Origin of the sequence: Bradyrhizobium huanghuaihaiense, from assembly GCF_007830635.1 — a bacterium.
In the GTDB taxonomy this organism is placed as follows: Bacteria; Pseudomonadota; Alphaproteobacteria; order Rhizobiales; family Xanthobacteraceae; genus Bradyrhizobium; species Bradyrhizobium huanghuaihaiense.
Genome location: NZ_VLLA01000001.1, coordinates 584,169 through 610,980, shown reverse-complemented (window position 1 = coordinate 610,980; position 26,812 = coordinate 584,169). Strand labels below are relative to the sequence as shown.

Here is a 26,812-nt window from a genome sequence, read left to right as displayed (position 1 = left end):
CGGGATGGTCCGAGGGACCAGACCACAGGTGCGCAATTGCGCACCGGGGAATCTCGAGATTCCGGATTCGCGCTTCGCGCGCTCCGGAATGACATTGCAAGATGCGCCAGCCCGCGAGCCAGCCCATGAACATCAAATTCTCCCGCCGCCGTTTCCTCACGACCGGCGCCGGCGCGCTCGGCGCCATCGCAATGCCCTATCTGTCACGTGCAGCCGACCGGCCGGCGGTCACTCACGGCGTGCAGTCGGGCGACGTCACCGTCGACGGCGGCGTGGTGTGGGCGCGTGCCGACCGTCCATCGCAGATGCTGGTCGAGGTGGCGACGACCGAATCCTTCAAGGACGCCCGCGCGCTGCCGCCGATCGCGGCGCTGCCCGAGAGCGATTTCACGGCGAAGATGCTGATCGAGAACCTGCCGGGTGGACAGGACATCTTCTATCGCGTCCGCTTCCGCGATCTCTCGCACAGCGCGGTCGAGGGCGAGTCCGTCGTCGGCCGATTCCGCACCGCACCGGCGGACCGCCGCGACGTCAGCTTCGTCTGGGGCGGCGATGTCGCAGGCCAGGGCTGGGGCATCAACCCCGATGACGGCGGCATGTTCACCTTCTCGGCGATGCGCAAGCACCGGCCGGATTTCTTCCTGCACTCGGGCGACACGATCTACGCCGACGGTCCCATTGCATCCGAGGTGAAGCTCGCCGACGGCAAGATCTGGAAGAACGTCACGATTCCCGAGAAGGCCAAGGTCGCCGAGACGCTGGACGAGTACCGGGCCGCGCACCAATACAATCTCACCGATGACAATCTCCGTGCCTTCAATGCCGAGGTGCCGATCTTCGTGCAGTGGGACGACCACGAGGTGACCAACAATTGGTCGCTGTCGAAAGAGCTTCCGGCCGCCTACAAGGTGCGCGACATCGAGGTGCTCGCAGCCCGCGCGGGCCGCGCATTCCATGAGATGTACCCGATGCGCGAAAGCATCAATGAGCCCGGCCGCGTCTACCGCCAGATCTCATACGGACCGCATCTCGACGTGTTCGTGCTCGACGAACGCAGCTATCGCGGTCCGAACGGCGCCAATCAAGAAACGGCCTACGGCCCCGCCGCCTACTTCCTCGGTCCGAATCAGATGGCATGGCTGAAGCGCGGCCTTCTCAACTCACGTGCGACATGGAAGGTGATTGCTTCCGACATGCCGCTCAGCATCCTGGTCTATGACGACGCCGCCAACAAAAAGGGGTCGGAGGCGTTTGCGCAAGGCGATGGCCCGGTGCGCGGCCGCGAATTCGAGATCGCCGACCTCCTGCGCTTCATCAAGATGGCGCCGATCAAGAACACGGTGTGGCTAACGGCCGACGTGCATTATGCCGCCGCGCACTATTACAACCCCGACAAGGCACAGTTCCAGGAATTCGATCCGTTCTGGGAATTCGTGTCGGGCCCTCTGCACGCCGGAACGTTCGGACCGGGCGAGATGGACAACACCTTTGGACCTGAGGTGCGCTTCGTCAAGGCGCCCGGTCCCGACAAGCAGAACCTGCCGCCGTCAGCGGGGATGCAGTTCTTCGGTCACGTCAAGATCGACGGCGCGTCCGGCCAGATGACGGTGACCTTGCGCGACCGCGCCGACGTCGCGCTGTGGTCGACCACGCTCGATCCAAAGCTTGCCTGACGGCCAATTTGAAGCCGGATGGCCGTGAACCATCCGGCCGGCCCGGACGACAATTGCAGGCGCCCGTGCATTTCGAGGGCCTGATGCCGTCCGAGCCATTTTCGAGTTGAAGCCGTGCCGTTCAGCCGCCGAACGTTCGTGATCGCGCTCCTGCTGGGCGCAGCGTCCCCCACATGGGCGCAGAGCCAGGACAAGGCAACACAGGTGCGCGAAGCCTTCGCCTCGCCCTATGGCAAGGCGCTGACCGCCGAACTTGGCAAGTCACTGCGCGCGAGCGCCGATCCGGCATGCCTGACGGACAAGGGGTTAGCTGCCGACCAGATCGAACCGCGCGGCCGCGACATCGTCATCACATGGGGCACGCGAATGCTGGAAGGCGCATCGGCGTTCATCGACCGGCAGAACTCCGACAACCCATTTGCCGGCGCAGCCGAATTGGAAAGCCTGAAGAGCAATCCGGACGTGAAGCGCTATCTCGCGATGGAGGAGCCGATACGTCAGGCGAAGATCCTGGATTTGATCTTCGAGCATTTCGACCGCCACAACGTGATCGCCCGCGTGAAGCTTGGAGCGGTCTATCCATTGGAGACCGGCAACGAAGCCCTGCTCCGTCTCAATCCGACCGATGCAACTGAAGAACGGTTGGAGACGTTCGCCGGTAAGAGTCGTTCGAAGGCGCTGAAACGTTTCCTGCAATTGTCCGATCAAGGGGCGATTGCGCAGAGTGCGGCGATCAAGAAGGCCTCATCGCCGCCGCCGCTTCCGCACACATTCTTCAAGGACGTCGAGAGCGACCTCGCCGAGCTCTGCATTCGCTCCGGCAAATAGGCCGTCAGGTGCCCCGCGCCCGCAGCGCCGCCTCCAGCGCGTCGCTCGAGCACGGTTTCTGCAAGCGCGGCCGGCCGGCGAATTCGGGCGGAATCCGCGCGTCGGCACCGTAGCCGGTGACGAAGACGAACGGGATTTTCAGCGCGACCAGCCGCTCGGCGATTGCAAAACTCGTCTCGCGGATCAGCTCGACATCGAGCAGAGCGAAGTCGGGAGCCCGCTCCGCGATCGCCTCCAGCGCCTGTGTCACCGCGCCGACGCTCCGCACGCGCGTCACACCAAACCCGACGAGACGGTCCTCGAAATCGATCGCGATGATTGGATCGTCCTCGACGATCAGAACGTCGGCAGGCCGGCCTGAGCCGTTGGAGAATGCGGGTGCCATGATCACATCTTCTGCGTGAGGTTTTTCGGATCAGGACTGCCGCGACACGATGCCTGCGCCCAGCGCATCGGAGGGTTCCCGGAACGAAACCCACCACATTGCTGTTCTCCAGTCTGTCCACTTGTGCACACAGGAAATGGACGGAACTCGCTAATGTGGAAAGGAGGACAGGGGTTCACGATGGATGCGCGCATCGACAAGACGAGCGAGGTCGAAAGCCGACCGGCCAACAATCTGCTGCGGCGCTTGAGTGCGGCGGACTACGCGCTGCTCGCGCCGTACGTGACCGTCGAAGACTCCGCTGCGAACCAGTTGCTCTACAATCCCGGCGATGACGTCCAGGTCGTCCACTTCCCCTGCGGACCGGCGCTCGCGACCTTTCTGGTGCCAAATGAGGACGGCCGCGACGTCGAGACCATCCTGGTCGGCCGCGAAGGCGCGGTGGGCGGCATCGTCAGCGAAGGATTCCTGCCGGCCTACACCCGCATCTGCGTCAAATTCGGCGGTCCGTTTGCACGCATTCATGTCGCCAAGCTCGAAGCCGCCAAGCTGCGCTCGGCGTCGCTGCGCAACGTTTTCGTCCGCTACGCCGACTGCATGCTGGCGCAGATCTTCCAGTCCACCGCCTGCAACGCCATCCACTCGATCGAGCAGCGCACGGCGAAATGGATTCTGGCGGCGATGGAGCGGACCGGCGACGAGAGCAGCGTGCCGCTGACCCATGAGCAGCTCGCGACGCTGCTCGGGGTCGGGCGCAGCTATGCGAGCCGCGTGCTGCAGTCGTTCAGGGCCGAAGGCGTGCTCGACACAAGGCGCGGATCGATCCTGGTCCGCAACCGCGACGGCCTGAAGCTGCGCGCCTGCCTGTGCAATGACGCCGTGAAGATGCATTTCGAGGAGGTGCTGCGCGGGGTGTATCCGACGGAGGAGCGGGAGGCAGGGTAGCGGTTGCTTCTTCCTTCTCCCCTTGTGGGAGAAGGTGGCATAGGCGGCCTACGGCCGCCGTTCTTCAGAACGCCGAAGCAAAGCTTCGGCTATGGCGCCGGATGAGGGAGGGGTTCTCTCCACGCATTCGTCTGCCGAGAGAGACCCCTCACCCAAATGAGCTTGTGGCTAATAGCAGTGCTGCCCTCTCCCGCAAGGGGAGAGGGCGCAGTAATGCGCATCGCGCCGTTTTCGACGTAACTCGTGCTATACTCACCCCCGCATGAGCGGGGCATTCCTTCACACTCTCTTCGACATCGCGGCGTGGCTGGCGGCGGCAGCCGCGCTCTCCTGGCTGTCGCGACGCGGCCTGCGGTTTCCGGCGCAATCCTTCGAGCTGCCCTATATCGCCGCGCTGGTGTTCGGCGCCGGCCTTGGCGCCTATCTGTTCGGGTCCGCCAATCTGTGGCTGTCGGGACAGAGCGGCATTGCGCGCTCGGTGGAGGGTGCGCTGGCCGGCGGCATCGTGGCAATCGAGCTCTACAAATGGTCCGCGGGGATCACGGTGCGAACCGGCGCGCGTTTCGCGCTGCCGCTGGCCGTCGGCATCGCGATCGGGCGGCTCGGCTGCTACTTCGCGGGCCTCGACGATTTCACCTATGGCACGCCGACGGCGCTGCCGTGGGGGCACGATTTCGGCGACGGCGTTCTCCGCCATCCCGTGCAGCTCTACGAGAGCGCGGCAATGGGCTTGTTCGCGCTTGCCTATGTGCTGGCGGTCTTGAACCGGAATACGTTCGCGATCACCAATGGATTCTATCTGGTTCTCGCCTGTTACGGAGCGCAACGCTTCCTGTGGGAATTCCTCAAGCCCTATGGCACGCTGATCGGCCCCTTCACCCTGTTTCACCTGCTGTCGCTGTCCATCCTGCTCTACGCCGCAATCATGCTGGCGACGGCGCCCAAAGCGAGACCCGTGCATGAACGCGCCGTTGCGTAAGTCGCGTCCCTACATCTTCTGGGGCCAGACCCAATCCCTCTGCGAGACCTGCCTGAAGCTGGTGCCGACCAAGATCCAGATCCAGGGCAACGAGGTCTGGTACGAGAAGCGCTGCAAGGAGCACGGCGTGCAGTCGACGCTGGTGTCGACGGACGCCGCCTATTGGCGCCTGTGCAATGACTTTATCAAGCCCGGCGACCGGCCGCTGCAATTCCAGCAGCGCACCGAATTCGGCTGCCCCTATGATTGCGGCCTCTGTCCCGACCACGAGCAGCATTCCTGCCTGGCACTGATCGAGATCACCGAGCATTGCAACCTCACCTGCCCAGTCTGCTTCGCCGAATCCTCGCCCGCACGAACCAAATTCACCCCGCTCGCGACGGTGGAGAAGATGCTCGACGCGCTGGTCGCCAGTGAAGGCGAGCCCGACCTCGTGCAGATTTCCGGCGGCGAGCCGACGCTGCATCCTGACTTCTTCGAAATCCTCGACGCCGTGCGCGCCCGCCCGATCCGCCACGTCATGATCAACACCAACGGCCTGCGCATCGCCCGCGAAAAGGATTTCGTGGCGCGACTCGCCGAGAACAGGCGCGGGCTGGAGGTCTATCTCCAGTTCGATTCGCTTCAGCGCGATGCGCTGATCAATCTGCGCGGCGCGGATTTGCGGAAAATTCGCCAGCAGGCGCTGGAGAATCTCGAACATTACGGCGTCTCGACCACGCTGGTCGCGACCATCAAGCGCGGTGTCAACGATGGCGAGATCGGCGACATCGTGCGCCACGCCCTCACCTGGAAATGCGTGCGCGGCGTCACCTTGCAGCCGGTGCAGGATGCCGGCCGCAACGAGAGTTTCGACAAGACCACCGACCGCATCATGCTGTCGGAGATCCGCAAGCGCGTCGTCGAGACCGGCGTGTTCGGCGACAAGGACATGATCCCGCTGCCCTGCAACCCCGAAAGCATCTCGATCGGCTATGGCCTGCGCAACGGCGAGAAGGTGCTGCCGCTGACCTCGCTGATCCCGCAGGAGCAGCTCGTCGCGGTGATGCCCAACACCATCAGCCCGGAAAAATATCCGATGCTGCGGGAAAAATTCGTCGATCTGTTCTCGCTGTCGTCAGGGCCATTGAACACGAGCGAGCGGGTCTGCGAATTGCTGTGCTGCCTGCCGAGCTTCCAGGTGCCGGAAGGGCTCTCCTACGAGAACGTCTTCCGCGTCACCATCGTGCAGTTTCTCGACCGCTTCAATTTCTGCGTCGGCAACGTCAAGCGCAGCTGCATCCATTTCGTGACGGAGCAGGGCGCGATCATTCCGTTCGACACCTACAATCTGTTCTACCGCAACGGTGCGATCGGCCGGATTCGCGCCGAGCTCGAAGGGCAGACTTATCGCGAGGCAAGGCAAAGCGAGGAGGCACCACGATGAGCGACACGCCACCGCCGGTTCTGCCGCCCGTCCCGACGCCCGCCGAGGCCCGCAGCGGCTGCCTCACCGCGCTCATGGTGATCTCGGGGGTGATCCTGCTGCTTCCGGGGCTCTGCGCCCTGCTGTTCGGCGGGGCCTCGGTGGTCGAGGGGGGCAAGATCGATTCCGACATCGCGCCGCTGGTCTTCCTGGGGCTGGTCGTCGGCATCGGGGGCGTCGTCCTGATCTGGGCGGCGATCAAGGGGCGAAAGTCCCCCGCCCATCCCGGAACCCGGCCCTAAGCCCCGGGAATTCCCGGACAAAATTCAGTCAACCAAGGGCCAAAGAACACATTGTTTTTTGGCGGTTTTTGCATATATTGCGCCGCAAACGCGTAGGGTGCCCGGTCGAGCTGACCGGGCTTCCTTTTTGGGCGAAGCAGGCCCCGTTTTCCACGTTTCCAGCGTTGTCCGTGAAGAGGTCCCGGTCTGACCGGCGAGATCGCGCTTAACCCATTGTTCGACCGCAAAGAAGCTCACACATGAACCTTCGCAACGTCGCCATCATCGCCCACGTCGACCACGGCAAGACGACCCTCGTCGACAAGCTCCTCCAGCAGTCCGGCACGTTCCGCGAGAACCAGAAGGTGACGGACCGCGCCATGGACTCCAACGACCTGGAGCGTGAGCGCGGCATCACCATCCTGGCCAAGGCGGCCTCGGTGCAGTGGAAGGACACCCGCGTCAACATCGTCGACACCCCCGGCCACGCCGATTTCGGCGGTGAGGTCGAGCGTATCCTGAACATGGTGGACGGCGCCCTGGTGCTGGTCGACGCCGCCGAAGGCCCGCTGCCGCAGACCAAATTCGTGGTCTCCAAGGCGCTCAAGGTCGGCCTCAAGCCGATCGTGGTCATCAACAAGGTCGACCGCCCCGACGCGCGCCCGACCGAGGTCATCAACGAGGTGTTCGACCTGTTCGCGGCGCTGGACGCCAGCGAGGAGCAGCTCGACTTCCCCATTCTTTATGGATCAGCCAAGCAGGGCTGGATGGCCGAGAGCCCCGAGGGTCCGAAGGACAAGGGCATGGAGCCGCTGTTCGACCTGATCCTGCGCCACGTCGCGCCGCCCAAGGTCGAGGAAGGCCCGTTCAAGATGATCGGCACCATCCTGGAGGCCAATCCCTATCTCGGCCGCATCATCACCGGCCGCATCTCGTCCGGCGTGCTCAAGCCGAACCAGCAGGTCAAGGTGCTGAACGCCGAGGGCAAGCTGGTCGAGTCCGGGCGCATCACCAAGATCCTGGCGTTCCGCGGCCTCGAGCGCACCCCGCTCGATGAAGCCGAAGCCGGCGACATCGTTGCGATCGCGGGCCTCACCAAGGGCACCGTCGCCGACACCTTCTGCGATCCGACCGTCGAGGTGCCGCTGCCGGCCCAGCCGATCGATCCGCCGACCGTGTCGATGTCGTTCATCGTCAACAACTCCCCGCTCGCCGGCACCGAAGGCGACAAGGTGACGAGCCGCATGATCCGCGACCGTCTCTTGCGCGAAGCCGAAGGCAACGTCGCGCTGCGCGTCGTCGAAGCCGCCGACAAGGACGCGATGGAAGTGTCGGGCCGCGGCGAACTCCAGCTCGCGATCCTGATCGAGACCATGCGCCGCGAAGGCTTCGAGCTCTCGGTGTCGCGTCCGCGCGTCGTCTACCAGAAGGACGAAGCGACCGGCGCCACCATGGAGCCGATCGAGGAGGTCGTGATCGACGTCGACGAGGAGCATTCCGGCGTCGTCGTGCAGAAGATGAGCGAGCGCAAGTCCGAGCTGATCGAGATGAAGCCGTCCGGCGGCAACCGTCAGCGCCTGGTGTTCTACGCGCCGACCCGTGGCCTGATCGGCTATCAGGGCGAGCTGCTCACCGACACACGCGGCACCGCGATCATGAACCGCCTGTTCCACGGTTACGCCCCGTACAAGGGCGAGATCCAGGGCCGCCGCAACGGCGTGCTGATCTCCAACGACCAGGGCGAGGCGGTGGCCTACGCCATGTTCAAGCTGGAAGACCGCGGCCCGATGATGATCGAGCCGGGCTGGAAGGTCTACAAGGGCATGATCGTCGGCGAGCACACCCGCGACAACGATCTCGAGATCAACGTGCTCAAGGGCAAGCAGCTCACCAACATCCGCACGACCTCGAAGGACGAAGCGGTGCGCCTGACCCCGCCGATCCGCATGACGCTGGAGAAGGCGCTCGCCTATATCGAGGACGACGAACTCGTCGAGGTCACCCCGAAGTCGATCCGCCTGCGCAAGAAGCACCTCGACCCGAACGAGCGCAAGCGCGCGGAGAAGGCCAAGGAAGCGGTGGCGTAAGGCCACCGCTCTCTCGTGCCCCGGACGCGGCGCAGTGCCGTAGGGTGGGCAAAGCGCAAGCGTGCCCACCACTTGAGAATGGTGGGCACGGCGCAAGAGCGCCTTTGCCCACCCTACGAAACCGTCTCACACGCCCACAGCTCGTTTTGTGGTGGCGCTCCAGCGAACGTGCTAGAGCCCGCCCATGACCTCCCTGCCCTCCTCCGTTGACGTCGCGATCATCGGTGCCGGTGCAGCCGGCCTCGGCGCCGCGCATGCGCTTGATGGCTCCGGCCTCTCCGTGATCGTGCTGGAGGCGCGCTACCGGCTCGGCGGCCGCGCCTGGACCGTACAGCCCTCGCCCGAGGTCACCTTCGACGTCGGCTGCGGCTGGCTGCATTCCGCCGACAAGAATTCCTTCGTCGCAATCGCCAAACAGCTCGGTTTCGAGCTCAACAAGGACCTGCCGCCCTGGCGCGAGCGCGCCTACGGCAATGCGTTTCCGCAAAGTGAGCGCGACGACTTCATGCGCGCAATGGACGCGTTCTACGAGCGCATGTGGAAAGCCGCACAAAAGGGCAAGGATGAGCCCGCGAGCCTGAGTCTGGAGCCCGGCAATCGCTGGAATCCGATGATCGACGCGATCTCGACCTATATCAACGGCTGCGAGCTGAAGGACATGTCGACGCTCGACTGGGACGCCTATGAGGACACCAACCTCAACTGGCGCGTCCGCCGCGGCTACGGCGCGCTTGTTGCGGCCTATGGCGCGCCCTGCCCGGTAGCGCTGAGCTGCAACGTCACGCTGGTCGATCATTCGGGAAAGCGCATCCGCATCGAGACGTCGCGGGGCACGCTGGATGCCGGCAAGGTGATCGTCACAGTGCCGACCAATCTCATCGCCGATGAGGCCATCCGTTTCTCGCCGCCGCTCCCGTCCAAGGTCGATGCCGCCGCCGGCCTGCCGCTCGGCGTCGACGACAAGGTGACGCTGGCGCTCGAGGATGCTGAAGCCTTCCCGAAAGAAGGAAACCTGCGCGGCGCGACAATGCGCACCGAGATGGGCACCTATCACATCCGCCCGTTCGGCCAGCCCTGCATCGAAGGATTCTTCGGCGGCAGCTTTGCCCGCGCGCTGGAAGATTCCGGCGAAGGCGCCATCGCCGCGCACAGCATCGACGAGATCGCGGGCTTTCTGGGTAACGATATCAGGCGCAAGCTGAAGCCGCTGTACGAATCGCGCTGGGCGCGTGATCCTTTCGCGCAGGGATCGTACTCGCACGCGCTGCCGGGGCATGCGGGAGATCGCGCGGTGCTGGCCGCGCCGGTGGATGGACGGCTGTTCTTCGCGGGAGAGGCGACGTCGCCGGAATTCTTCACAACGGCACATGGCGCGCGGGATAGTGGTGAGCGGGCGGCGCGGGAAGTACTGGCGGCTTTGAGCAGGCTCTAAGATGTCGTCCCGGCGAAGGCCGGGACCCATACCGCGTGATTTCTCGATGAACCACGGTGCTCGTATCGCAGCCTCCTTCACTTCCAGTCTTCGCCAAACTGCGCCATGTGGTTATGGGTCCCGGCCTGCGCCGGGACGACACTGAATTTGCGGGTGCCGCTGCGCTCGCAATGACGAGCCCTACTCGATCACCCGCGCCCGCAAATCGGCATCAGGCACGAAGCAGGCATCGTACTTCCCGAAGATACGATAACGGTTGCGCGCGATGAGGCTGTAGATCGGGTCCCGCAGCGGCTTCGGCACGGCAAACAACGCGCGCACCCAACCCCAGCCGGGGAGCTGTGACAGCACCGTTAGCGCGGCGTCCGACTTCATGAACACTTCGCCGCCGTGAACGACGGCGTTGGTGTCGGGATCGCCGGGGTCGATGCCGAACGCGCGCGCCAAACGCGCCCCATAATCCGACTGGATCGGCGTGAAGCGAAAGCGCTTCGCCGTGTCGCGCTTGGCGACGAACCGCACCCAGCGCGAGCAGAAGATGCAGACACCGTCGAACAGGATGACGTCATCGTCGGGCCATTTACTCATCAGCGATTGTCCAGCATCAGGAGCGAGACCAGCATCAGCACGATCGCCGGCCCGGTCTTCACCAGCGCGCCAAGCGGCTCGATCCAGAGGTCGGGTGTGAGAATCGCCGCGCCGAGCATGTAGCCGAGCGAAGCGGCGATGCCAGCGACGAGCCCGACCGCCGCCGTGCGGCGGAAGGCGATCAGCACGCCGATGCTCATGTCCATCAGGCTGGTGCCGATGGTGATGGGATCGACCAGCGCGGGCGGGAAGTTGTGCGCGGTCAAAATGCCGGCGGCGGCGCGGTAGGACACGAACAGCGCGATGAAGCCGGAGACGATCCAGAACGCGACCAGGCTCGCGACAATCAGCGCCTTGGTCAGGAACAGCCGCGCAAACCATTTGTCCTGGATGGTCGCGGGATGGCGCCCGATCGTCTCAGCCAGCGTCTTCGGCACGATGCTAGTAGCGGCGATCCAGGCCGAGGGATCGCCCGTCACGCCGCGGCGGAGCTCGGCAATGGCCGTGGAGCGCATCGGCGGCATCCAACCGAGATAACTGGCGAGATCGCCGATCTTCGCGCCGAGATCGAGCATGAAGGCCGGCATCGCGATGCGTGGCCAACCGCCTGTGCCGAATGCGAGACGAAATTTCTTGATGACGCCGGCCATGGTGACCGGCTCGACCTGCATCAAATCCCAGCTCACCGCTTTGACGGAGGCATCGTCGATGTCGCGCGCGGCGAGCCAGGCGATGGTGGCCGAAATATCCTCGACCGCAACGGGCTGAAATGGCGTCATCATCTCCTTTCCCGGCAGGTCGAGCGGAAAGGCCGCGAGCGCCCGCAGCATCGCGCTGCCGCCATAGGCAGATGGGGCGATCACGAAGCCGGGCCGCAGGATGGCGTGGGGCGCGCCGGACGCAGCGATCAATCGCTCCGCCTCGCGCTTGGTCGTGGCGAAGGCGGTGCGGTCCGCCGCAGCGGTGCCGGGAATCGAGATATGCACCAGCCGGACGGCACGGCCGCTGCCAGTGATCGCCTGAAGCAGGCGCGCGACGAAATCGCGATGCGCGGCGTTGGTGTCATTGCCGGGACCATCCTGAAGGACGCCGAGGCAATTGACGACGATATCAACGGAATGCTCGCTCATCAGGCGCGTCAGCGCGGTCGCATCGAGCGACAGGATCGGCAGCTCGATGTCCAGCGCGCTCATTGTCTGCGCCGGCGACAGGCTGCGCGCCACACCGACCGCACGAAAACCCCGCGCGCGCAAATCGTCGGTGACGAAGCGGCCGATCAGGCCGGAGGCGCCGAGCACCAAAATGGTTTTTGGGTTCATCGCGTGTCTCAAAACGGTTTGGCGATCATCAACCACAAGATCGCCATCGTTGCGCCGAAGCCCGGGAAGCCGAACGCGAACCAGCGGCGGAACAGGATGAAGTAGCGCTCTGGCAACGCGGCCCGCTGACCGGCAGCCTTGCGCGCGAGGTCGCGCATCTCGATCTGCATGAACACCACGGGAATCCAGAACAGACCTGCCAAGACGTAGAGGGCGAGCGAAGCAAGAATCCAGCCTTCGGCAATCGACGTTGCTGAGAGAATCATCAGCACGCCGCCGCTGACCGGCTGCAGGATCACCGCCGACAGCGTGAAGATCGCATCCGCGATCACCACGACCGATGCGGTGCGCGCGATGAAGTCGGCATCGTGCGTGCGATGCGCCATCAGCATGAAGAAGGCGATGCCGGTCCCGGTGCCGAGGATGACGATGGCGCCAAGCACATGGAAAAATTTGACCAGGAAATACAGCGTCATGGCTTCTTGGTCGCCATTGGTTTGGACGGGTTCAGCGCGCGCTCGAGCTCGGCGGCTGCAGCTTTCACGCCGGCTTCAGTCTCGATCATCCCGTGCCCCTCGCTGCCGACCACGGGCAATACGCGGAAATCGACTTTTCCGCCGGCGCTGCGAAAGGCATCTGCCAATGCCTTCGAGAATTCCAGCGCAAAATAGCTGTCATTGTTGGCGACGAACCATGTGACGGGAATGCGCGCCGCTTTGCCGAATTCGGCTGCCACCGTCAGCAGCGCATGTGGCGAACAGATCCGGTTCGGCTCGTCATTGGCGTGGCCGCCGCGCCCCGGCGCGAACGTGATGATGGCGGAAATCGCTTTTGGATCGGCATTCGCGAGCGCCAGCGCGCCCCATCCACCGGCGGAATGCCCGAACACGATCGCGGCATCCTTTCGGATAAAATCCTGCTTGCGCAAATGGTTCAGCGCGAACGAAATTTGTTCGGCCGTCGCGCGGCCGGAGCCCGCATAGTCCGCCGCGTCGCAATCACCCTGATCCTCGACATAGCGGCCGCCGGTCGCACCATGGCCGAGCCGCTCCGGCACCAGAACGGCAAACCCGCGCGCGACGAGAAACGCTGCGAGCGCGCGGTATTCCGGTTGCGGCATTTGCGCACGACGCAACGCGTTCTGCGTCGAAGCATGCGCGATGACCGCAAGCCGGAACGGACCGGCACCAGCGGGGCGAAACAGCAGCGCATGCGCGGCGATAGCAGCATCCGGCGAGGGCACCCGCCACTCCTGCCGGCGAAACGGCTCGCCTTCCGCGCCCGATGCACCGAACGTGACCTGAGCGCACAGAGGCGACGCGGTCAGCAGGGCCAGCAAAGGCAGGAGCGCTAGGTTATTGAAGAGCCGCATGAATGGCCAAAGGCGAGCACGGACAAGCGACCGCCAGACTAGTAGGAACGAATCATTCTGGGCGGACTTTCTGCGTTGCCATTGCCGTTCATTGGTTGCCGCAACACAGTTTTGCACCGACCCATAGCAGGCCGTTGCCCGTCAAGGCGCCGCCTTGTCCTCTTTCGGTACAACGTGGCCATAAAACTGATGCAGAAAGTCCACAGGTTAACCGATAATTAACGATAGGTCTTGCCGCCGGCGCGGCGACTTGGTTTGATCGCGTCCATGAGCACAACCCTGATCGAGGTCCGGCCGGCCAAAGCCGCAGATGCAACTGCGGTGGCGTCGACTCATGACGAAGCCTGGCGTTCGGCCTATCAGGGCATCATCCCCGGCTCCGAGCTGGAGAAGCTGATCAACCGCCGCGGTCCGCAGTGGTGGGACAGCGCGATCCGCAAGGGCAGCCGCGTCAGCGTGCTGGTGTTCGGCGACAAGATCGCGGGTTATGCGAACTATGGTCGCAACCGCGCGCGCAGCCTGCACTTCGACGGCGAGATCTACGAGCTCTATCTGCGCCCCGAGTTTCAGGGCCTCGGCTTCGGCCGCCGCCTGTTCGCCGCCGCCCGCCGCGACCTGATGCAGAGCGGCCTGAAAAGCATGGTGGTGTGGGCGCTCTCGGACAACGATCCGGCGACCGAGTTCTACCGCGCCCTGGGCGGCCGCATGGTGGCGCGCTCCTCCGAGCGTTTCGGGCCGAAGTCGCTCGACAAGGTTGCCTTCGCCTGGACCAATTGAGCTGCTGAAGTCCAGTCGGCAGCGCTTTCCTTCCTTCGATACCGCCGCTTGCGCCGGTGATCGCTGGATTCATTATTTCGCAAAAACACGATGGATTGGCGGGCCAAGCCCGCGTATGACAGCGCCAAAATCGCTGCCGGGCGCGATTTAACCTCGGCAACAACGGAGCCTTGAATGCGTATCGATGCTATCTCGATCGGAAAAAACGTCCCCCAAGACGTCAACGTCGTCATCGAAGTCCCCGTGGGCGGCGAACCGATCAAGTACGAGATGGACAAGGAGGCCGGCACGCTGGTGGTCGACCGCTTCCTGTACACGCCGATGCGTTACCCCGGTAACTATGGCTTCATCCCGCACACGCTGTCCGACGACGGCGACCCCTGCGACGTGCTCATCATCAACACCCGCGCCATCATTCCCGGCGCCGTCATGAGCGTGCGCCCGGTCGGCGTGCTGTTCATGGAGGACGAGGCCGGCGGCGACGAGAAGATCCTGGCGGTGCCGTCGTCGAAGCTGACGCAGCGCTACGACAAGGTGAAGTCGTACTCCGACCTGCCCGACATCACGCTGCAGCAGATCCAGCACTTCTTCGAGCACTACAAGGATCTCGAGAAGGGCAAGTGGGTGAAGATCCTGCGCTGGGGCGGCCCGGAGGAGGCGCACAAGCTGATCCTCGAGGGCATCGAGCGCGAGAAGAAGAAGAAGGGCTGATCTTCTGTGTCCCGGACGCGGCGCGGCATGAAATGACGCGACGCTGAGCCGGGACCCATGCCGCCACTGGGCCCCGGCACCGCTGAACTGGACGATGCTTCGTATCGCCAGGGAAGCGCTGCGCTGCGTCCGGGGCACGAGAGTTTACCTACACCGCCGGCTTCGGCAGCCCGGCGATCGCGCAGGCCGCGCGGAGCGTATTCACCAAGAGGCACGCCACCGTCATCTGGCCGACGCCGCCCGGCACCGGCGTGATGGCACCGGCAACGGCGAGCGCTTCCTGATAGGCGACGTCGCCGACGAGGCGCGTCTTGCCGTCCTCCTTCGGGATTCGCGTGATGCCGATGTCGATCACGGTCGCGCCGGGCTTCAGCCAGTCGCCGCGCACCATCTCGGCCTTGCCGACGGCGGCATAGACGAGGTCGGCGCGCTTCACGAGATCAGGCAGATCGCGCGAGCGCGAATGCGCGATCGTCACGGTGGCGTTCTCGTTCAGCAGCAATTGCACCAGCGGCCGGCCGACCAGGTTGGAGCGACCGATGACGATGGCGTTCATGCCTTCGAGCGAGGCATGGACGCTCTTGGTCAAAATGACGGAGCCGAGCGGCGTGCAGGGCGACAGCGCTTCGAAACCGCCGGCGAGACGGCCGGCATTGTTCGGATGCAGGCCGTCAACGTCCTTGGCGGGATCGATGGCGTTGATCACGGCCTCGGTGTTCAGCCCCTTCGGCAGCGGCAGTTGCACCAAAATGCCGTGCACGGCGGGATCGCGGTTGAGCTTTGCGACGACGGCCAGCAGGTCCGCTTGCGAGACGTCAGCGGGCAGCTTGTGCTCGAACGAGGCCATGCCGGCCGCCTGGGTCTGGGTGCCCTTGGAGCGAACATAGACCTCGCTGGCGGGGTCGTTGCCGACCAGGACCACCGCAAGACCCGGCACCAGATTATGCTCGCGCTTGACCCGGGCGACCTCGTCGGCAACGCGGGCGCGGAGTTCCGCGGCGATGACTTTTCCATCGATGATCTTGGCGGTCATGTCAGTTCCTCAGTCTGTCGATTTGGCGTCTGCCGCTTTGGCTTGGACGAGCTGACGCAGGGCTTCGCCCAGCCGCGCCGGATCGCCGTCGACCGCGATCTGCTTCAGCCGCGACGTCGCCCCCGACAGGAGCTTGACGCTGGCCTTGGGCACGCCAAGCGATTTCGCCAGCAGCATCAGAACGGCCTTGTTGGCCTCGCCGCCATCGGCAATGGCGCGCACCCGCACCTTGAGCACGCTGCGGCCGTCGGCCAATTGCTCGATCCCGTCGATGTCGTCGCGACCGCCGCGCGGCGTCACCCGCAGCGCGATGCTGATTCCTGCGGCGGAATAGCGCCAAGGTTCCCTAGAAGCTTCTTTCGCAACCAAGGCGCTCCAGCCTGCTCAGATCACGTTCGGGTAGATGTAGTACAGGATCACCCGCTCGATGAACATGATGATCAGGATCAGGATGATCGGCGAGATGTCGAGACCGCCGAGGCTGGGCAGGAAATTGCGAATCGGCGCCAGCAGCGGCTCGGTGATCCGGTACAGGAACTCCGCCACCGCCGACACGAACTGGTTACGCGTGTTCACGACGTTGAAGGCGATCAGCCAGGACAGGATCGCGGAGGCGATCAGCAGCCAGACGTAGAGGTCGAGCACGATGATGACGATGTCGAGAACGGCACGCATGGCTTTTGAGGCCTCTGGCTTATGAAAACTCTGGCTTCGGTCGGGAGTGACGCCTTTTGCTAGATATCGGTTCCCCCCGGCCCAAACAAGGGAAGTTCGGGCACCGAAATGGCTAAAACCGGGTTACACCCGTCCTTGACTTGACCTTGGCAGGGACTTAAATGGCGCCCGGTTGTCGGCCGCGTTTACCAGAGCGGCCAGCAAAGGGGCCATAGCTCAGCTGGGAGAGCGCGTCGTTCGCAATGACGAGGTCGGCGGTTCGATCCCGCCTGGCTCCACCACGCTTCGCCCTTCGGGCTACGCGTGGCGCAGCCACGCAAGAGCCCGAAGGGGGAAGCGTGGTGTCCGGCGAAGCCCGCAGGGCGAAGACGGACTGTCTCAACCAACCCAACCTCGAAAATTGCCGAGACCACTTCGGGCTACGCGTGGCGCAGCCACGAGGAGCCTGAAGGGCGAAGCGTGGTGTCCGGCGAAGCCCGCAGGGCGAAGACGGACTGGTTGAGGAATACTTCCCCCTACTTCCCCGTAAACCTTGGCGGCCGCTTCTCCATAAAACTCGCCACCCCTTCCCGGAAATCACTCCCGTTCAGCGCCACCATCATCTCCCTGTTGGCCTCGATCGTCGCCTCCGCCAGTGTCTGGAACGGGACCTCGTAGAGCTGGCGCTTGATCACGGCCATCGCGCTCGGCGAGACGAAATCGGCGAGGTCGCGCGCATAGGCGTAGGTCTCCTCGCGCAGCTGCTCGGGCGAGCAGAGCCGGTTGACCAGTCCGATCCGCAGCGCCTCATCGCTCGAAACGCGGCGCGCCGAGAGCAGCAGATCCATCGCATTGGCGTGGCCGACGATGCGCGGCAGCATCCAGCTGATGCCGTGCTCGGCGATCAGGCCGCGCCGCGCGAACGCCGTTGTAAACACGGTGTTGTCGGCGGCAAAGCGCAGGTCGCAATAGAGCGCATGGACGAGACCGATGCCCGCAGTCGCGCCGTTGAGCATGGCAATGACCGGCTTACCGATCGACGGATAGAAGCCGTAGCGCGTCTGCCAGTCGGGCCGGCGGTTCATGTCGAACGGCGGCAAATTCGACGCGCGCCTGACGTCATCGGGATCGAGCCCCTTCAGCGCATCCATGTCGGCGCCGGCACAGAAGGCCCGGCCCGCGCCTGTCAGCACGATGACACGGACGTTGTCGTCGGCGCTTGACGCTTCCATCGCATGACGCACGTCGCGCTCCATGATCGGCGTCCACGCGTTCATGCGATCGGGACGATTGAGCGTGATGGTCGCGATCCTGTCGCTCACCTCGTAGAGAATGTGTTCGTAGGCCACGGCGCTCTCCCTTTGTCTGCCGGCGCAACTTCTCGCGCGCTCGTTAGGAAAGAGCCTAGCATATCAAGGGATGAGGCAAGGACTTGCGCCAAGGATCTGCGCCAAGGACCTGCGCCAAGGACCTGCGCGAAGGCGCGGGGTTACTCGGCGGCTTGCGCCAGCACCGGCCGCCGCGCCAGCCAGCCGTCGATGAAATGATCGAGCCAGGCGCGCTCCGCCGCATCATACACGGCACGGTCCGCAAAGTGATGATGCCGCTCGCGCGCGCCGGGTGCGCTGAGGCCATCGTAGCCGCGCGTGGTCCAGCAATGCATCATCGCGTAGGTCACGTCGGGATGAAACTGCACGCCGAAGGCATTGCCGGCGCGATAGGCCTGGATCGGAAAGTCGTCGCCTTCCGCGAGCAGTTCGGCACCGACGGGCAACGTGAACCCCTCGCGGTGCCAGTGATAGACCTGCGCCGGCCAGTCCGGGCAGAGCGCATGTCCAGCAGCCGTGGGACGAATTGGATAGTAGCCGATCTGGGTCAGCGCCTCCGCATGCGGCGCGACGCGGGCCCCGAGCTGCATCGCCAGCATCTGCGCGCCCAGGCAGATGCCGAGGAACGGCCGCTGTTCGCGGAGCGGAATTTCGATCCAGTCGATCTCGCGTCGAATGTAGTCGTCGGGATCGTTGGCGCTCATCGGGCCGCCGAAGAACACGGCGCCGGCATGCCGGTCGAGGGTTTCGGGCAGGGGATCGCCGAAGCGGGGACGGCGGATGTCGAGACGGTGGCCGAGCGCGCGCAGCGCATTGCCGACGCGGCCGGGTGTCGAGGATTCCTGGTGCAGGACGATCAGAACCGGCAGCCGGTTTTCGGAGGCGGCGGCGCTCGGCGCCCTCTTTCGGAAGGGCACCACTTCTGCGCTACCAAACCTGTCCGTCCGGAACGACATGGCCTCTGCGAGTGCTATCGGTTCAGACCGCCAGCATAGCTAAGCGATGGTTAACATCGTGTGAGTTTGCGCACACACGCTCCTGGACTGAAGCAAGCTCCGGGCCACCACGGACGTTCAGAACTGCCTTCAGCGTCGCTGCCTCTGGAACCGGCTGGTGGCGGACAGGATGAAGCCGCGCGGAAAGAACCGCAGCGCGAACGGCACAATCTTGATGCCGAGACCCGGCAGCACTGCCCGTTTGTTGGCCATCAAGCCGTGATAGGCCTGTCGTGCGACATCGGGCGCCGAAACGTTGAGAAGCGCCGTGTTGTGCCCGGACCCGACACCGGCGCGCGCCTGGAATTCGGTGGGCACCGGCCCCGGGCAAAGCACCGTGACGCGAACGCCGCGCGGCGCGAGCTCTGCCCGCAGCGCCTCGGTGAGCGAAATCACATAGGCCTTGGAGGCGTAGTAGACGGCCATGCCGGGGCCGGGCAGAAAGCCGGCGACCGATCCGACATTCAGAAGTCCGCCCTTGTTCCTGATCAGCTGATCGGCAAAACGCAGCGACAGATCCGTCAGCGCCCGCACGTTGACATCGACGATGCCGACCTGCTCGGCGCGGTCGCACTCGATGGCATCGCCGAACACACCGAAGCCGGCATTGTTGACGAGATGATCGAGCTCGACGCCTTCGGCCTTAAGCGCTGCGGCGATCTTGTCGCCGGCGCCGGCGTCCTGAAGATCGCAGGCGATCACGATCGGCTTCTTGCCGCCCTTGGCGGCGAGCTCGATCGCAAGCGCCTCGAGCCGTTCCGCCCGTCGCGCCGTCAGTGCGAGACGGTGTCCATTGGCGGCAAATACACGCGCCAGCTCCGTGCCTATGCCCGCCGAGGCACCGGTGATCAACGTTACCCGCTCAGTCACGATCGATGTCTCTTGAATTGAAGTTTTTGGTCCCGCAATGGCGGAACGAGAGCATAGGCCGTGCGCGACAGGCAAGCGGCGCCGGCCGCATGGCCGCTTGAGCGGACATCAGGGAAAGCAGAAAACCCGGGAATTTACGGGCGAATCCGGGCGGCGATCGCCCACATTAAAGTTTCGTCATGTGATCGGCACAACCGGCCGTCGGCCGGCTTGCGCGGATCAACCGCCCACGGCGCTGTCCTGCACCTGACCGCCGGCACGCTCGGCAACGGCGTGCTTGAGGTCGATCCGGTCGCGCTGCGAGATCCCGAGCAGGTCGGAGGCGCGCCAGACGACGTTGTCCTCGAACTCGGAGACCTGGCCGTCGGCATAGACCAGCTCCCACATCATCTGCACGATGCGCTTGCGGCCCGCTTCGTCGAGCGAGCGCATGATGACGCTGGTGAAATGGTAGAGATCGACCGCGTCGCCCTCGACCTGGGTGGCATCGGCGATCAATCGATCAGCCGTGCCGCGATCGAGCCCGAAATGGCTTTCGATCAGGCTGTGCAGCTTGCGCTGCTCGGCCGCGCTCGGCTGGCCGTCCAGCGAGACCACGTGGACCAGCAACGCGGTCGCCGCGAGCCGATAATCGCTATCACCGAAAGCGCGATCCCCGGCCTGGGGAGCAACAATCTCGGCGATGAATTGGCGCAGGCCGTCGAGCATAAGGTCCTACCGAAATCGATGCCGCCGCGGGGTGCGGCGGCTACCAGCATTATATGAGCGGGAAACTCAACCGGCGCAACGTGCGTCAGTTTCGCGCGCGCATTACGTTTCGGCAATCTGGGCGGGCCTTCCGCCGTCATGGCCGGGCCTGACCGAGCAATGAAGATGGAGTATAACACCCATCTGCCTCCACATCGTCATTGCGAGCGCAGCGAAGCAATCCAGATTCTTTCCGCGGAGGCAGCCTGGATTGCTTCGTCGCAAGGGCTCCTCGCAATGACTGAGAGTGTGGCAATCTCCTCCCGTCCCTCACGGTATCTCGTACACCACCATCTTGTCGGCGATGCCGCGCAGCGCGGCTTGTTTCTGGATCGGCTTGATCTCGCGCTGCTGGAGAAGTTCGGCGACCGCCGGCGCATCCGCCACCGGCCCGGTGATGTGGATCTCCTGCGCGGTCGACAGGCTCTGCACGCGCGCGGCGATGTTGACGGTCTGGCCGAAATAATCCTGCCGCTCGTTGAGCATCACCGCGAGGCACGGCCCTTCGTGGATGCCGATCTTGACGATGAGATCGGTGGTGCCGCGCTGCTTGTTGAGCGCGTCCATCGCCGCGCGCATCCGCAGGCCCGCGACGATCGCGTGCTCGGGACGGTCGAAGGTCGCCATCACGGCATCGCCGATGGTCTTCACCACCGCGCCCTTCTCGGAGGAGATGATCTCGAGCAGCGCATGGAAATGCGCCCGCACGAGGTCGAAGGCGGCGAGATCGCCGACGCGTTCGTAGAGCGCGGTCGAGCCCTTCAGATCGGTGAACAAGAAGGTGAGCGAGGTGATCTGAAGCCGCTGGTCGAGGCTGAGATTGTCCGCCTTGAACACATCGCGAAAGGTCTGGTTCGACAGCATCCGCTTGGCGGTGAGGAACGGCTTGCGCTTGCCAATGAGGTGGTGGAGCGCCTCGGCCGCGATGAACACCGACGGCAGCACGCGCACGCCGGCCTGGTTCTCCATCGACAGCCGCAGCGGGCCCGGCCGCATGACCGTGGTCCCGGTCGGCGCCTGCACCTTGTTGTACATGATGGCGAGCTGCTGGCGGTCCTTGGTCGGCTCGCCCTGGACGTCGATGAAATGGGCAGCGTGCGTCACCGGCTCGAAGATGATGACGAAGTCGCTCGGCAGTTGCAGCGACATGGTCGCCTTCTCCCCGGCCGGCAGCTCCATCGTGTCCAGCGTGACCTCGTTGGCGAGTGTCGCAAACGATTCCTTGTTGAAGTCGACGCCGGAGCTCCAGAACACCTGCTTGAAATATTCCCACACCGGGAGCGTGTCGGGATCGTGTGCCGCGATGCGCCGGACGCGCGGATTCACGGTGAAGGAGACCTCGACCTGGTCGTCGACGGAGGCCTTGTAGCCGCAGGCGCAGAGCGCGCAGTGATAATCGTCGGGCTTGAGCGCCTTCAGGGTCGAGTGCGCCCCGAGCACGCCGCCGCAGCCCGGGCACAGCACGTTCCAGCCGAGATCGAACAGCCCGAGCCGCGCCGAATGCAGGAAGGCCGAGATCACGTGCTCCTCGTCGAGACTGTGCTGCGTGGAGAAATCGAGCACGTTGACGCGGTTGAGCTCGTGATCCTCGCCATGCTCGATGAGATCCGCAATCGCATCGACCACCTTCGCATCGGCAGTCTGCTTCAGAACGGAAAACTGGGCCTGAATGTCGCTCATGGCGTAACTCTATCTTGGGTCGATCACGCCATCGACCAGGCGATCGCCTGTCATCGACGCGTGATGCGGAACATGGGTGAGTGACCCGGCTGGGTCGTGACGACGCCATGCGGAATCACGGGAGTCTGGTCGGCCAGCTCGACGCGGAACGCGCCGATCAGCCGGGCCAGCGCCAGCACGGATTCGGCCTGCGCGAACGGCGCGCCGATGCAGACGCGCGGGCCCGCGCCGAACGGCAAATAGGCGAAGCGGTCGGGCGCCTCGGTCGACATGAAGCGCTTTGGAATGAACGCGTTCGGCTGATCCCACAGCTTCTCGTGCCGGTGCAGCAGCCACGGCGCGATCATGATGATGTCGCCCTTGCCAATCTCGACGCCGGCGGCGTTGTCCTTCTCGCGCGCGGCCCGCGCGACCAGGAACGCAGGCGGATAGAGCCGCATCGTCTCCTCGATCACGGCGCGGGTGAATTTCTGGCGGTCGATATCGGCCATGCTGTCGAGATGTTCGCCCTGCGTCTCGGAAGCGACTTCCTCCTGCGTCTCCGGATCGAGCGCGAGCAGATAGAGCGCCCAGAACAGCGCCGTCGCAGTGGTCTCGTGACCGGCGAGAATCATGGTCGCGACCTCGTCGATGAGCTGCTCGTCGGAAAAGCCCTTGCCGGTTTCAGGATCGCGCGCCTCGTCCATGAGATCGAACAAATCGCGCGGCGGCGCGCCGTCCTTCTTGCCCATCTTGCGCCGCTCGGCGATCAGCATCGACACGAAGTCGGTCCAACGCTTGCGGAAGCGGGCGCGGGCACGATCCATCGGGGTCGGCCAGGACACCGGCAGCACCATGTCGAGGAAATAGGGACGCCCGAGCCGCTCGCCGTACTCCATCACGAAGTTACGCAAGGTGGCGCCGTGCTGATCCATGCCGAACGAGAACATCGTGCGGCCGGCGATCTCGAGCGTCATGCGCTGCATGATCTCGCGCAGGTCGACCAGCTCGCTTGCGCGCGCATCGAGCTTGGCGATGGTCTCGTCGAGCACCGCGGTCATGTGCGGGACGAGGTTCGCGGTCGCGCGCGGCGTGAACGCCGGCGCGAGCGTGCGGCGCTGAAACGTCCAGGAGTGCCCCTCCGCGATCAGGAGGCCCTCGCCGAGCACCGGACGCAGCATGCGGATGCCCGCCGGCGTACGCGTGTAGTTCTCGTAATTGGTGAGCAGGACATGCCGGATCGCGTCCGGACGATTCAGGATGAAACTGTTGCGGAAGACGAAGCGGCCCGGGATGACCTCTTCCTCGTAGGCACGCTGCCCCCAGGTCGCGATCATGTTGCGCCGGATCACGGCGAGCTTGCCGAGAAACGACATGTTGTCGGGCGCACGCGGCGGGGCCGGGGGGACGATGGGCCGACGCACACTGGCGATATTCATGGCTCGCTCCCGCAGATGTGACGCAGCTCAATAGCTAGTAAGTCATCTCGGCAATCGCAATCCTGTTCTCGGCAGCCGGCCAGAGGCGTGCCACAATCCGTTCTTCACCGAACTGGGCGACGATGTTACGCCCGATCTCTGCGGCCGGAAGCCGCAATGTTGCTGCCGCATCTGTGGGCACGCCGGACTTGACGTCGGCCGGCTCCTTGCCGTCGAACAGCACCACGTCCCGCGGCAGGCCGAAATAGCCGCGCGGACGCGACATGATCACGATCGCACCGGCGTCCTTGTCCGCCGGCCCGAGCGGGCGCGCGGGCCGGAGGTGCACGACGTCGGACGAGCGGGGGAAGGGCGAACGATAGATGTGCGTGGTCGGCGCATCCGGCGCCGCCAGGACGAATTCGAGTGACCAGGACGGCTCGACCTGCGCCGGTCCCCAACGGCCGTCGGCGCCGGTCTTCGCGCTGTGCACGGCACTGCCCCTGCGCTCACCGGTATCGGGGTCGACGCGAAATATCTCGACGGTTGCGCCCGCGACCGGGCGATTGGTCTGCACACCGCCGGGCGTGCCGGTGACGAGGCCGCTCAGGCGGACCGTCTGCTCCGGCACGATCGCAATTCGCTGGGGCTCGCGTCCGGCGATGAACTTGTAGATCTCGCGGAAGGCGCGCGGATGGAACGCCACCTCGCGATGGTCGAGCGCGCCGAGCACCAGATTGGTGGCACCCTTGAGCTCCGGCCCCTCATTGGTGACGCCGGTCGGCGTGCCGGCTTTGCCGATGAAGCGGCCGTCGCTCTGCGCGTATTTGTCCATGCCGTCGCTGCGCAAGGTGAGGAAGGCGACCCCTGGCGTCACCTCGCTCTCCCCCTCGTTCAAACCGCGCAGGAACGGCCCCCGGCCATTGAACTCGTTTCCAAGCTGGTCGTCGGTCGCGAACACGCCGTGATTGGGTGTGCCGCACAGCACGGCGTGGCTGACATCGCCGGCGCCGCCATTCCTGATGACGTTGCGGATCGCATTGCCGCCGCGCGAGCTGCCGACCAGCGCCACGCGCGGAGCTCCAGTCCGGCGCTTCAGCTCAGCGATGGCAGCAGCGAGCTCGCGGCGCTGGTCCTCCGCCGAGGAGCGGTTCGCCTGCTCGACCTTGTCGTCGCTGCGCGCCAGCGGATCGGTGAAATTGATCGCCATCATGCGATCGCGCGCGATGCCGTTGGATTCCATCCGCCACAAGGTCGTCATCCAGAGCGCGTCGTAGTCGCCATTGCCGTGTACGAACAGGATCGGCGGCACTTCCGCGTTTTGCGCTGCGGGCGTCGTCTGGGCCAGCGCGCCCGTTCGCAAGCTCGCAAGCGCGAAAGGCAAGCTGCCCGCCCCCAGCAGGATCGTCCGTCGTGACAGCCTCATCTGTTCCTCCCCGGCAATACCATCTTTGCACCGCTTATACCGGCCTAACCACTGGACAGCGAAGGACTTTCGCGGGCATCACTGATTTTGCCGGAATCACCCAAAGACCACTTCTGCCAGCCCATATGGAAGGGGATATGACCGAGCAGCCGAACCGTCAGAAATTCGCCGGCGAGGGCATCGCCGCCCCGCTGCGGTTCACCGTATTCCGGCGCATCTGGCTTGCCAGCCTGCTCTCCAATCTCGGCCTCCTGATCCAGGGCGTGGGCGCGGCCTGGGCGATGACGCAGATGGCGGCCTCGGCGGACAAGGTGGCGCTGGTGCAGACCGCCCTGATGCTGCCGATCATGCTGATCTCGATGCCGGCCGGCGCCATCGCCGACATGTATGACCGCCGCGTCGTCACCCTGGTCTCGCTCGCGATCGCGCTGGCCGGCGCGAGCGCGCTGACGATCCTCGCCGGCCTCAAGCTCATCACGCCGGAAGCACTGCTGGCCTTCTGCTTCGTCGTCGGCAGCGGCAACGCGCTGTTCGGACCGGCCTGGCAATCCTCGGTCAGCGAGCAGGTGCCGCCGGAAGCCCTGCCGTCGGCGGTCGCGCTGAACGGTATCAGCTACAACATCGCGCGCAGCTTCGGCCCCGCCGTCGGCGGCGTCATCGTCGCTGCGCTCGGCGCAGTCGCTGCCTTTGCCTGCAATGCGATCCTCTATTTGCCGCTGCTGGTGGTGCTGCTGCTCTGGCGCCGCTCGGTGGAGCCCTCGCGCCTGCCGCGGGAAAAGCTCAACCGCGCCATGGTCTCGGGCTTCCGCTACATCGCCAATTCGCCGCCGATCAAGATCGTGCTGCTGCGCACGCTGGTGATGGGCCTGACCGGCGGTGCCATCATGGCGCTGATGCCGCTGGTCGCGCGCGACCTCCTGCATGGCGGCGCGCAGACCTACGGCATCATGCTCGGCGCATTCGGCATGGGCGCGGTGGTCGGCGCACTCAACATCCACGAACTCCGCAAGCGCATGAGCGGCGAGGCCGCGATTCGCGCCTGCACCATCTCGATGGCGTTCGCGATGGCCGCCCTTGCCGTGAGCACCGAGCCGGTGCTGACGGCCACCGCGCTGGTGCTCGCCGGCGCTGTCTGGATGGCGGCGGTCGCGCTGTTCAATATCGGCGTGCAGCTCTCAGCGCCGCGCTGGGTCGCGGGCCGCTCGCTCGCGGCATTCCAGGCCTCGATCTCCGGCGGCATCGCGATCGGCGCATGGGGTTGGGGACATCTCACCGACTATGCCGGCGTCGAGGTCGCGCTGCTCGTTGCCGCCGGCCTGATGCTGCTCTCGCCACTGCTCGGAATCTGGCTCGCGATGCCGCGCGTCGGCGCCCGCAACGAGGATGCCGAGGTGCTGGCCGATCCCGAGGTGCGGCTGTCGCTGACCGGCCGCAGCGGGCCGCTGGTGGTCGAGATCGAGTACCGCGTCGCCCAGGAGAACGCGCGCCCCTTCCACAATGTGATGCAGGACGTGCAGCTCTCCCGGCAGCGCAACGGCGCCTATGGCTGGTCGATCGCGCGCGACATCGCCGACCCCGAATTGTGGACCGAGCGCTATCACTGCCCGACCTGGTTCGATTACTTACGCCAGCGCAACCGCTCGACCCTGTCTGAACGCGCGCTGCATCAGCAGGCGATCGATTACCACATCGGCCCCGAGCCGGTACGCGTCCGCCGCATGCTGGAGCGTCCGTTCGGCTCGGTGCGCTGGAAGGACGAGACGCCGGACCGCGCGGGCGGCGAGGTGCTGCCAGTGGTCGCAACCGCGGCGGGGAGCAGCACGTAGGTTATCTCAGTCCGTAGCCCGCATGAGCGAAGCGATATGCGGGGTCAGGAGTCCCGGATATCGCTACGCTCATC

At 64.9% G+C, this 26,812-nt stretch carries 26 protein-coding genes and 1 tRNA gene; 12 read left to right on the top strand and 15 right to left on the bottom strand.

Going from position 1 to position 26,812, the window contains the following annotated elements; genetic code table 11:
* The first annotated feature begins 125 nt into the window (after positions 1 to 125).
* Together IQ16_RS02880 and IQ16_RS02875 are read left to right on the top strand one after the other, a co-directional pair.
* The gene (locus tag IQ16_RS02880) at positions 126 to 1,673 is read left to right on the top strand and encodes an alkaline phosphatase D family protein (protein WP_145831177.1); all 1,548 of its coding nucleotides are present in this window, start codon (positions 126 to 128) and stop codon (positions 1,671 to 1,673) included.
* A gap of 114 nt (positions 1,674 to 1,787) precedes the next feature.
* Positions 1,788 to 2,501, top strand: a complete 714-nt coding sequence (locus IQ16_RS02875) for a hypothetical protein (RefSeq protein ID WP_145831176.1) — start codon at positions 1,788 to 1,790, stop codon at positions 2,499 to 2,501.
* A gap of 4 nt (positions 2,502 to 2,505) precedes the next feature.
* On the opposite strand, the gene IQ16_RS02870 is transcribed toward IQ16_RS02875, so the two are convergent.
* Positions 2,506 to 2,886, bottom strand: coding sequence for a response regulator (locus IQ16_RS02870; RefSeq protein ID WP_018645127.1), 381 nt, complete (start codon positions 2,884 to 2,886; stop codon positions 2,506 to 2,508).
* A 180-nt stretch (positions 2,887 to 3,066) separates the two neighbouring features.
* Here IQ16_RS02870 and IQ16_RS02865 point away from each other — a divergent pair, with 180 nt between their 5' ends.
* From IQ16_RS02865 to IQ16_RS02840, 6 genes are all read left to right on the top strand, one after another.
* On the top strand, positions 3,067 to 3,831 hold the full coding sequence (locus IQ16_RS02865; RefSeq protein ID WP_018645126.1) for a Crp/Fnr family transcriptional regulator: 765 nt from the start codon (positions 3,067 to 3,069) through the stop codon (positions 3,829 to 3,831).
* 262 nt (positions 3,832 to 4,093) lie between these two features.
* Complete coding sequence (locus IQ16_RS02860; protein WP_018645125.1) at positions 4,094 to 4,810, top strand: prolipoprotein diacylglyceryl transferase; 717 nt, start codon at positions 4,094 to 4,096, stop codon at positions 4,808 to 4,810.
* The gene (locus tag IQ16_RS02855; protein WP_018645124.1) at positions 4,791 to 6,236 is read left to right on the top strand and encodes a radical SAM protein; all 1,446 of its coding nucleotides are present in this window, start codon (positions 4,791 to 4,793) and stop codon (positions 6,234 to 6,236) included. Before IQ16_RS02860 ends, IQ16_RS02855 begins: the two co-directional genes overlap by 20 nt.
* The gene (locus tag IQ16_RS02850; protein WP_018645123.1) at positions 6,233 to 6,517 is read left to right on the top strand and encodes a hypothetical protein; all 285 of its coding nucleotides are present in this window, start codon (positions 6,233 to 6,235) and stop codon (positions 6,515 to 6,517) included. The genes IQ16_RS02855 and IQ16_RS02850 overlap by 4 nt, the downstream gene beginning before the upstream one ends.
* 239 nt (positions 6,518 to 6,756) lie before the next feature.
* Entirely contained in the window at positions 6,757 to 8,583 is a 1,827-nt protein-coding gene (typA, locus tag IQ16_RS02845; protein ID WP_018645122.1) for a translational GTPase TypA, read from the top strand.
* Between the two features lie 184 nt (positions 8,584 to 8,767).
* Positions 8,768 to 10,015 (top strand): flavin monoamine oxidase family protein, encoded by a 1,248-nt coding sequence (locus IQ16_RS02840; protein ID WP_018645121.1) that lies wholly within the window; start codon positions 8,768 to 8,770, stop codon positions 10,013 to 10,015.
* A gap of 180 nt (positions 10,016 to 10,195) precedes the next feature.
* On the opposite strand, the gene IQ16_RS02835 is transcribed toward IQ16_RS02840, so the two are convergent.
* From IQ16_RS02835 to IQ16_RS02820, 4 genes are read right to left on the bottom strand one after another with little or no spacing between them, the layout of a single operon-like run.
* The gene (locus IQ16_RS02835) at positions 10,196 to 10,603 is read right to left on the bottom strand and encodes a thiol-disulfide oxidoreductase DCC family protein (RefSeq protein WP_018645120.1); all 408 of its coding nucleotides are present in this window, start codon (positions 10,601 to 10,603) and stop codon (positions 10,196 to 10,198) included.
* A complete protein-coding gene (locus IQ16_RS02830; RefSeq protein ID WP_145831174.1) occupies positions 10,603 to 11,922 on the bottom strand; it encodes an SDR family oxidoreductase in 1,320 nt (439 codons plus the stop codon). The genes IQ16_RS02835 and IQ16_RS02830 overlap by 1 nt, the downstream gene beginning before the upstream one ends.
* Positions 11,923 to 11,930: 8 nt before the next feature.
* A complete protein-coding gene (locus tag IQ16_RS02825; protein ID WP_018645118.1) occupies positions 11,931 to 12,398 on the bottom strand; it encodes a DUF2269 family protein in 468 nt (155 codons plus the stop codon).
* Entirely contained in the window at positions 12,395 to 13,294 is a 900-nt protein-coding gene (locus tag IQ16_RS02820; protein WP_018645117.1) for a dienelactone hydrolase family protein, read from the bottom strand. Before IQ16_RS02820 ends, IQ16_RS02825 begins: the two co-directional genes overlap by 4 nt.
* A 267-nt stretch (positions 13,295 to 13,561) precedes the next feature.
* Between IQ16_RS02820 and IQ16_RS02815 the strand changes: the two genes are divergently transcribed.
* Complete coding sequence (locus tag IQ16_RS02815; RefSeq protein ID WP_008539229.1) at positions 13,562 to 14,071, top strand: GNAT family N-acetyltransferase; 510 nt, start codon at positions 13,562 to 13,564, stop codon at positions 14,069 to 14,071.
* Positions 14,072 to 14,245: 174 nt separating this feature from the next.
* On the top strand, positions 14,246 to 14,782 hold the full coding sequence (gene ppa / locus IQ16_RS02810) for an inorganic diphosphatase (RefSeq protein ID WP_018645116.1): 537 nt from the start codon (positions 14,246 to 14,248) through the stop codon (positions 14,780 to 14,782).
* Between the two features lie 148 nt (positions 14,783 to 14,930).
* Here ppa and IQ16_RS02805 read toward each other — a convergent pair whose 3' ends face one another.
* From IQ16_RS02805 to IQ16_RS02795, 3 genes are read right to left on the bottom strand one after another with little or no spacing between them, the layout of a single operon-like run.
* The gene (locus IQ16_RS02805; protein WP_018645115.1) at positions 14,931 to 15,815 is read right to left on the bottom strand and encodes a bifunctional methylenetetrahydrofolate dehydrogenase/methenyltetrahydrofolate cyclohydrolase; all 885 of its coding nucleotides are present in this window, start codon (positions 15,813 to 15,815) and stop codon (positions 14,931 to 14,933) included.
* 9 nt (positions 15,816 to 15,824) lie between these two features.
* Positions 15,825 to 16,184: a DUF167 domain-containing protein gene (locus IQ16_RS02800; protein WP_018645114.1), complete on the bottom strand. Its 360-nt coding sequence runs from the start codon at positions 16,182 to 16,184 to the stop codon at positions 15,825 to 15,827.
* Between the two features lie 15 nt (positions 16,185 to 16,199).
* Positions 16,200 to 16,490 (bottom strand): YggT family protein, encoded by a 291-nt coding sequence (locus IQ16_RS02795; RefSeq protein ID WP_018645113.1) that lies wholly within the window; start codon positions 16,488 to 16,490, stop codon positions 16,200 to 16,202.
* 205 nt (positions 16,491 to 16,695) lie between these two features.
* Here IQ16_RS02795 and IQ16_RS02790 point away from each other — a divergent pair.
* Positions 16,696 to 16,771: transfer RNA gene (locus IQ16_RS02790), tRNA-Ala, on the top strand.
* A 234-nt stretch (positions 16,772 to 17,005) separates the two neighbouring features.
* Here the strand turns inward: IQ16_RS02790 and IQ16_RS02785 are convergent.
* The 7 genes from IQ16_RS02785 to IQ16_RS02755 form a co-directional block, all read right to left on the bottom strand.
* Positions 17,006 to 17,818, bottom strand: coding sequence for an enoyl-CoA hydratase (locus tag IQ16_RS02785; protein ID WP_018645112.1), 813 nt, complete (start codon positions 17,816 to 17,818; stop codon positions 17,006 to 17,008).
* Between the two features lie 140 nt (positions 17,819 to 17,958).
* The gene (locus IQ16_RS02780; protein ID WP_018645111.1) at positions 17,959 to 18,753 is read right to left on the bottom strand and encodes a glutamine amidotransferase; all 795 of its coding nucleotides are present in this window, start codon (positions 18,751 to 18,753) and stop codon (positions 17,959 to 17,961) included.
* 129 nt (positions 18,754 to 18,882) lie between these two features.
* Complete coding sequence (locus IQ16_RS02775; protein WP_018645110.1) at positions 18,883 to 19,662, bottom strand: SDR family NAD(P)-dependent oxidoreductase; 780 nt, start codon at positions 19,660 to 19,662, stop codon at positions 18,883 to 18,885.
* Between the two features lie 219 nt (positions 19,663 to 19,881).
* Positions 19,882 to 20,370, bottom strand: coding sequence for a tellurite resistance TerB family protein (locus tag IQ16_RS02770; protein ID WP_018645109.1), 489 nt, complete (start codon positions 20,368 to 20,370; stop codon positions 19,882 to 19,884).
* Positions 20,371 to 20,679: 309 nt separating this feature from the next.
* A complete protein-coding gene (locus IQ16_RS02765) occupies positions 20,680 to 22,089 on the bottom strand; it encodes an adenylate/guanylate cyclase domain-containing protein (protein WP_018645108.1) in 1,410 nt (469 codons plus the stop codon).
* 50 nt (positions 22,090 to 22,139) lie between these two features.
* A complete protein-coding gene (locus IQ16_RS02760) occupies positions 22,140 to 23,507 on the bottom strand; it encodes a cytochrome P450 (protein WP_018645107.1) in 1,368 nt (455 codons plus the stop codon).
* Positions 23,508 to 23,541: 34 nt separating this feature from the next.
* A complete protein-coding gene (locus IQ16_RS02755) occupies positions 23,542 to 24,912 on the bottom strand; it encodes a twin-arginine translocation pathway signal (protein WP_018645106.1) in 1,371 nt (456 codons plus the stop codon).
* A 137-nt stretch (positions 24,913 to 25,049) separates the two neighbouring features.
* On the opposite strand from IQ16_RS02755, the gene IQ16_RS02750 reads away from it, so the two are divergent.
* Positions 25,050 to 26,738, top strand: coding sequence for an MFS transporter (locus IQ16_RS02750; RefSeq protein ID WP_018645105.1), 1,689 nt, complete (start codon positions 25,050 to 25,052; stop codon positions 26,736 to 26,738).
* Positions 26,739 to 26,812 lie beyond the last annotated feature (74 nt).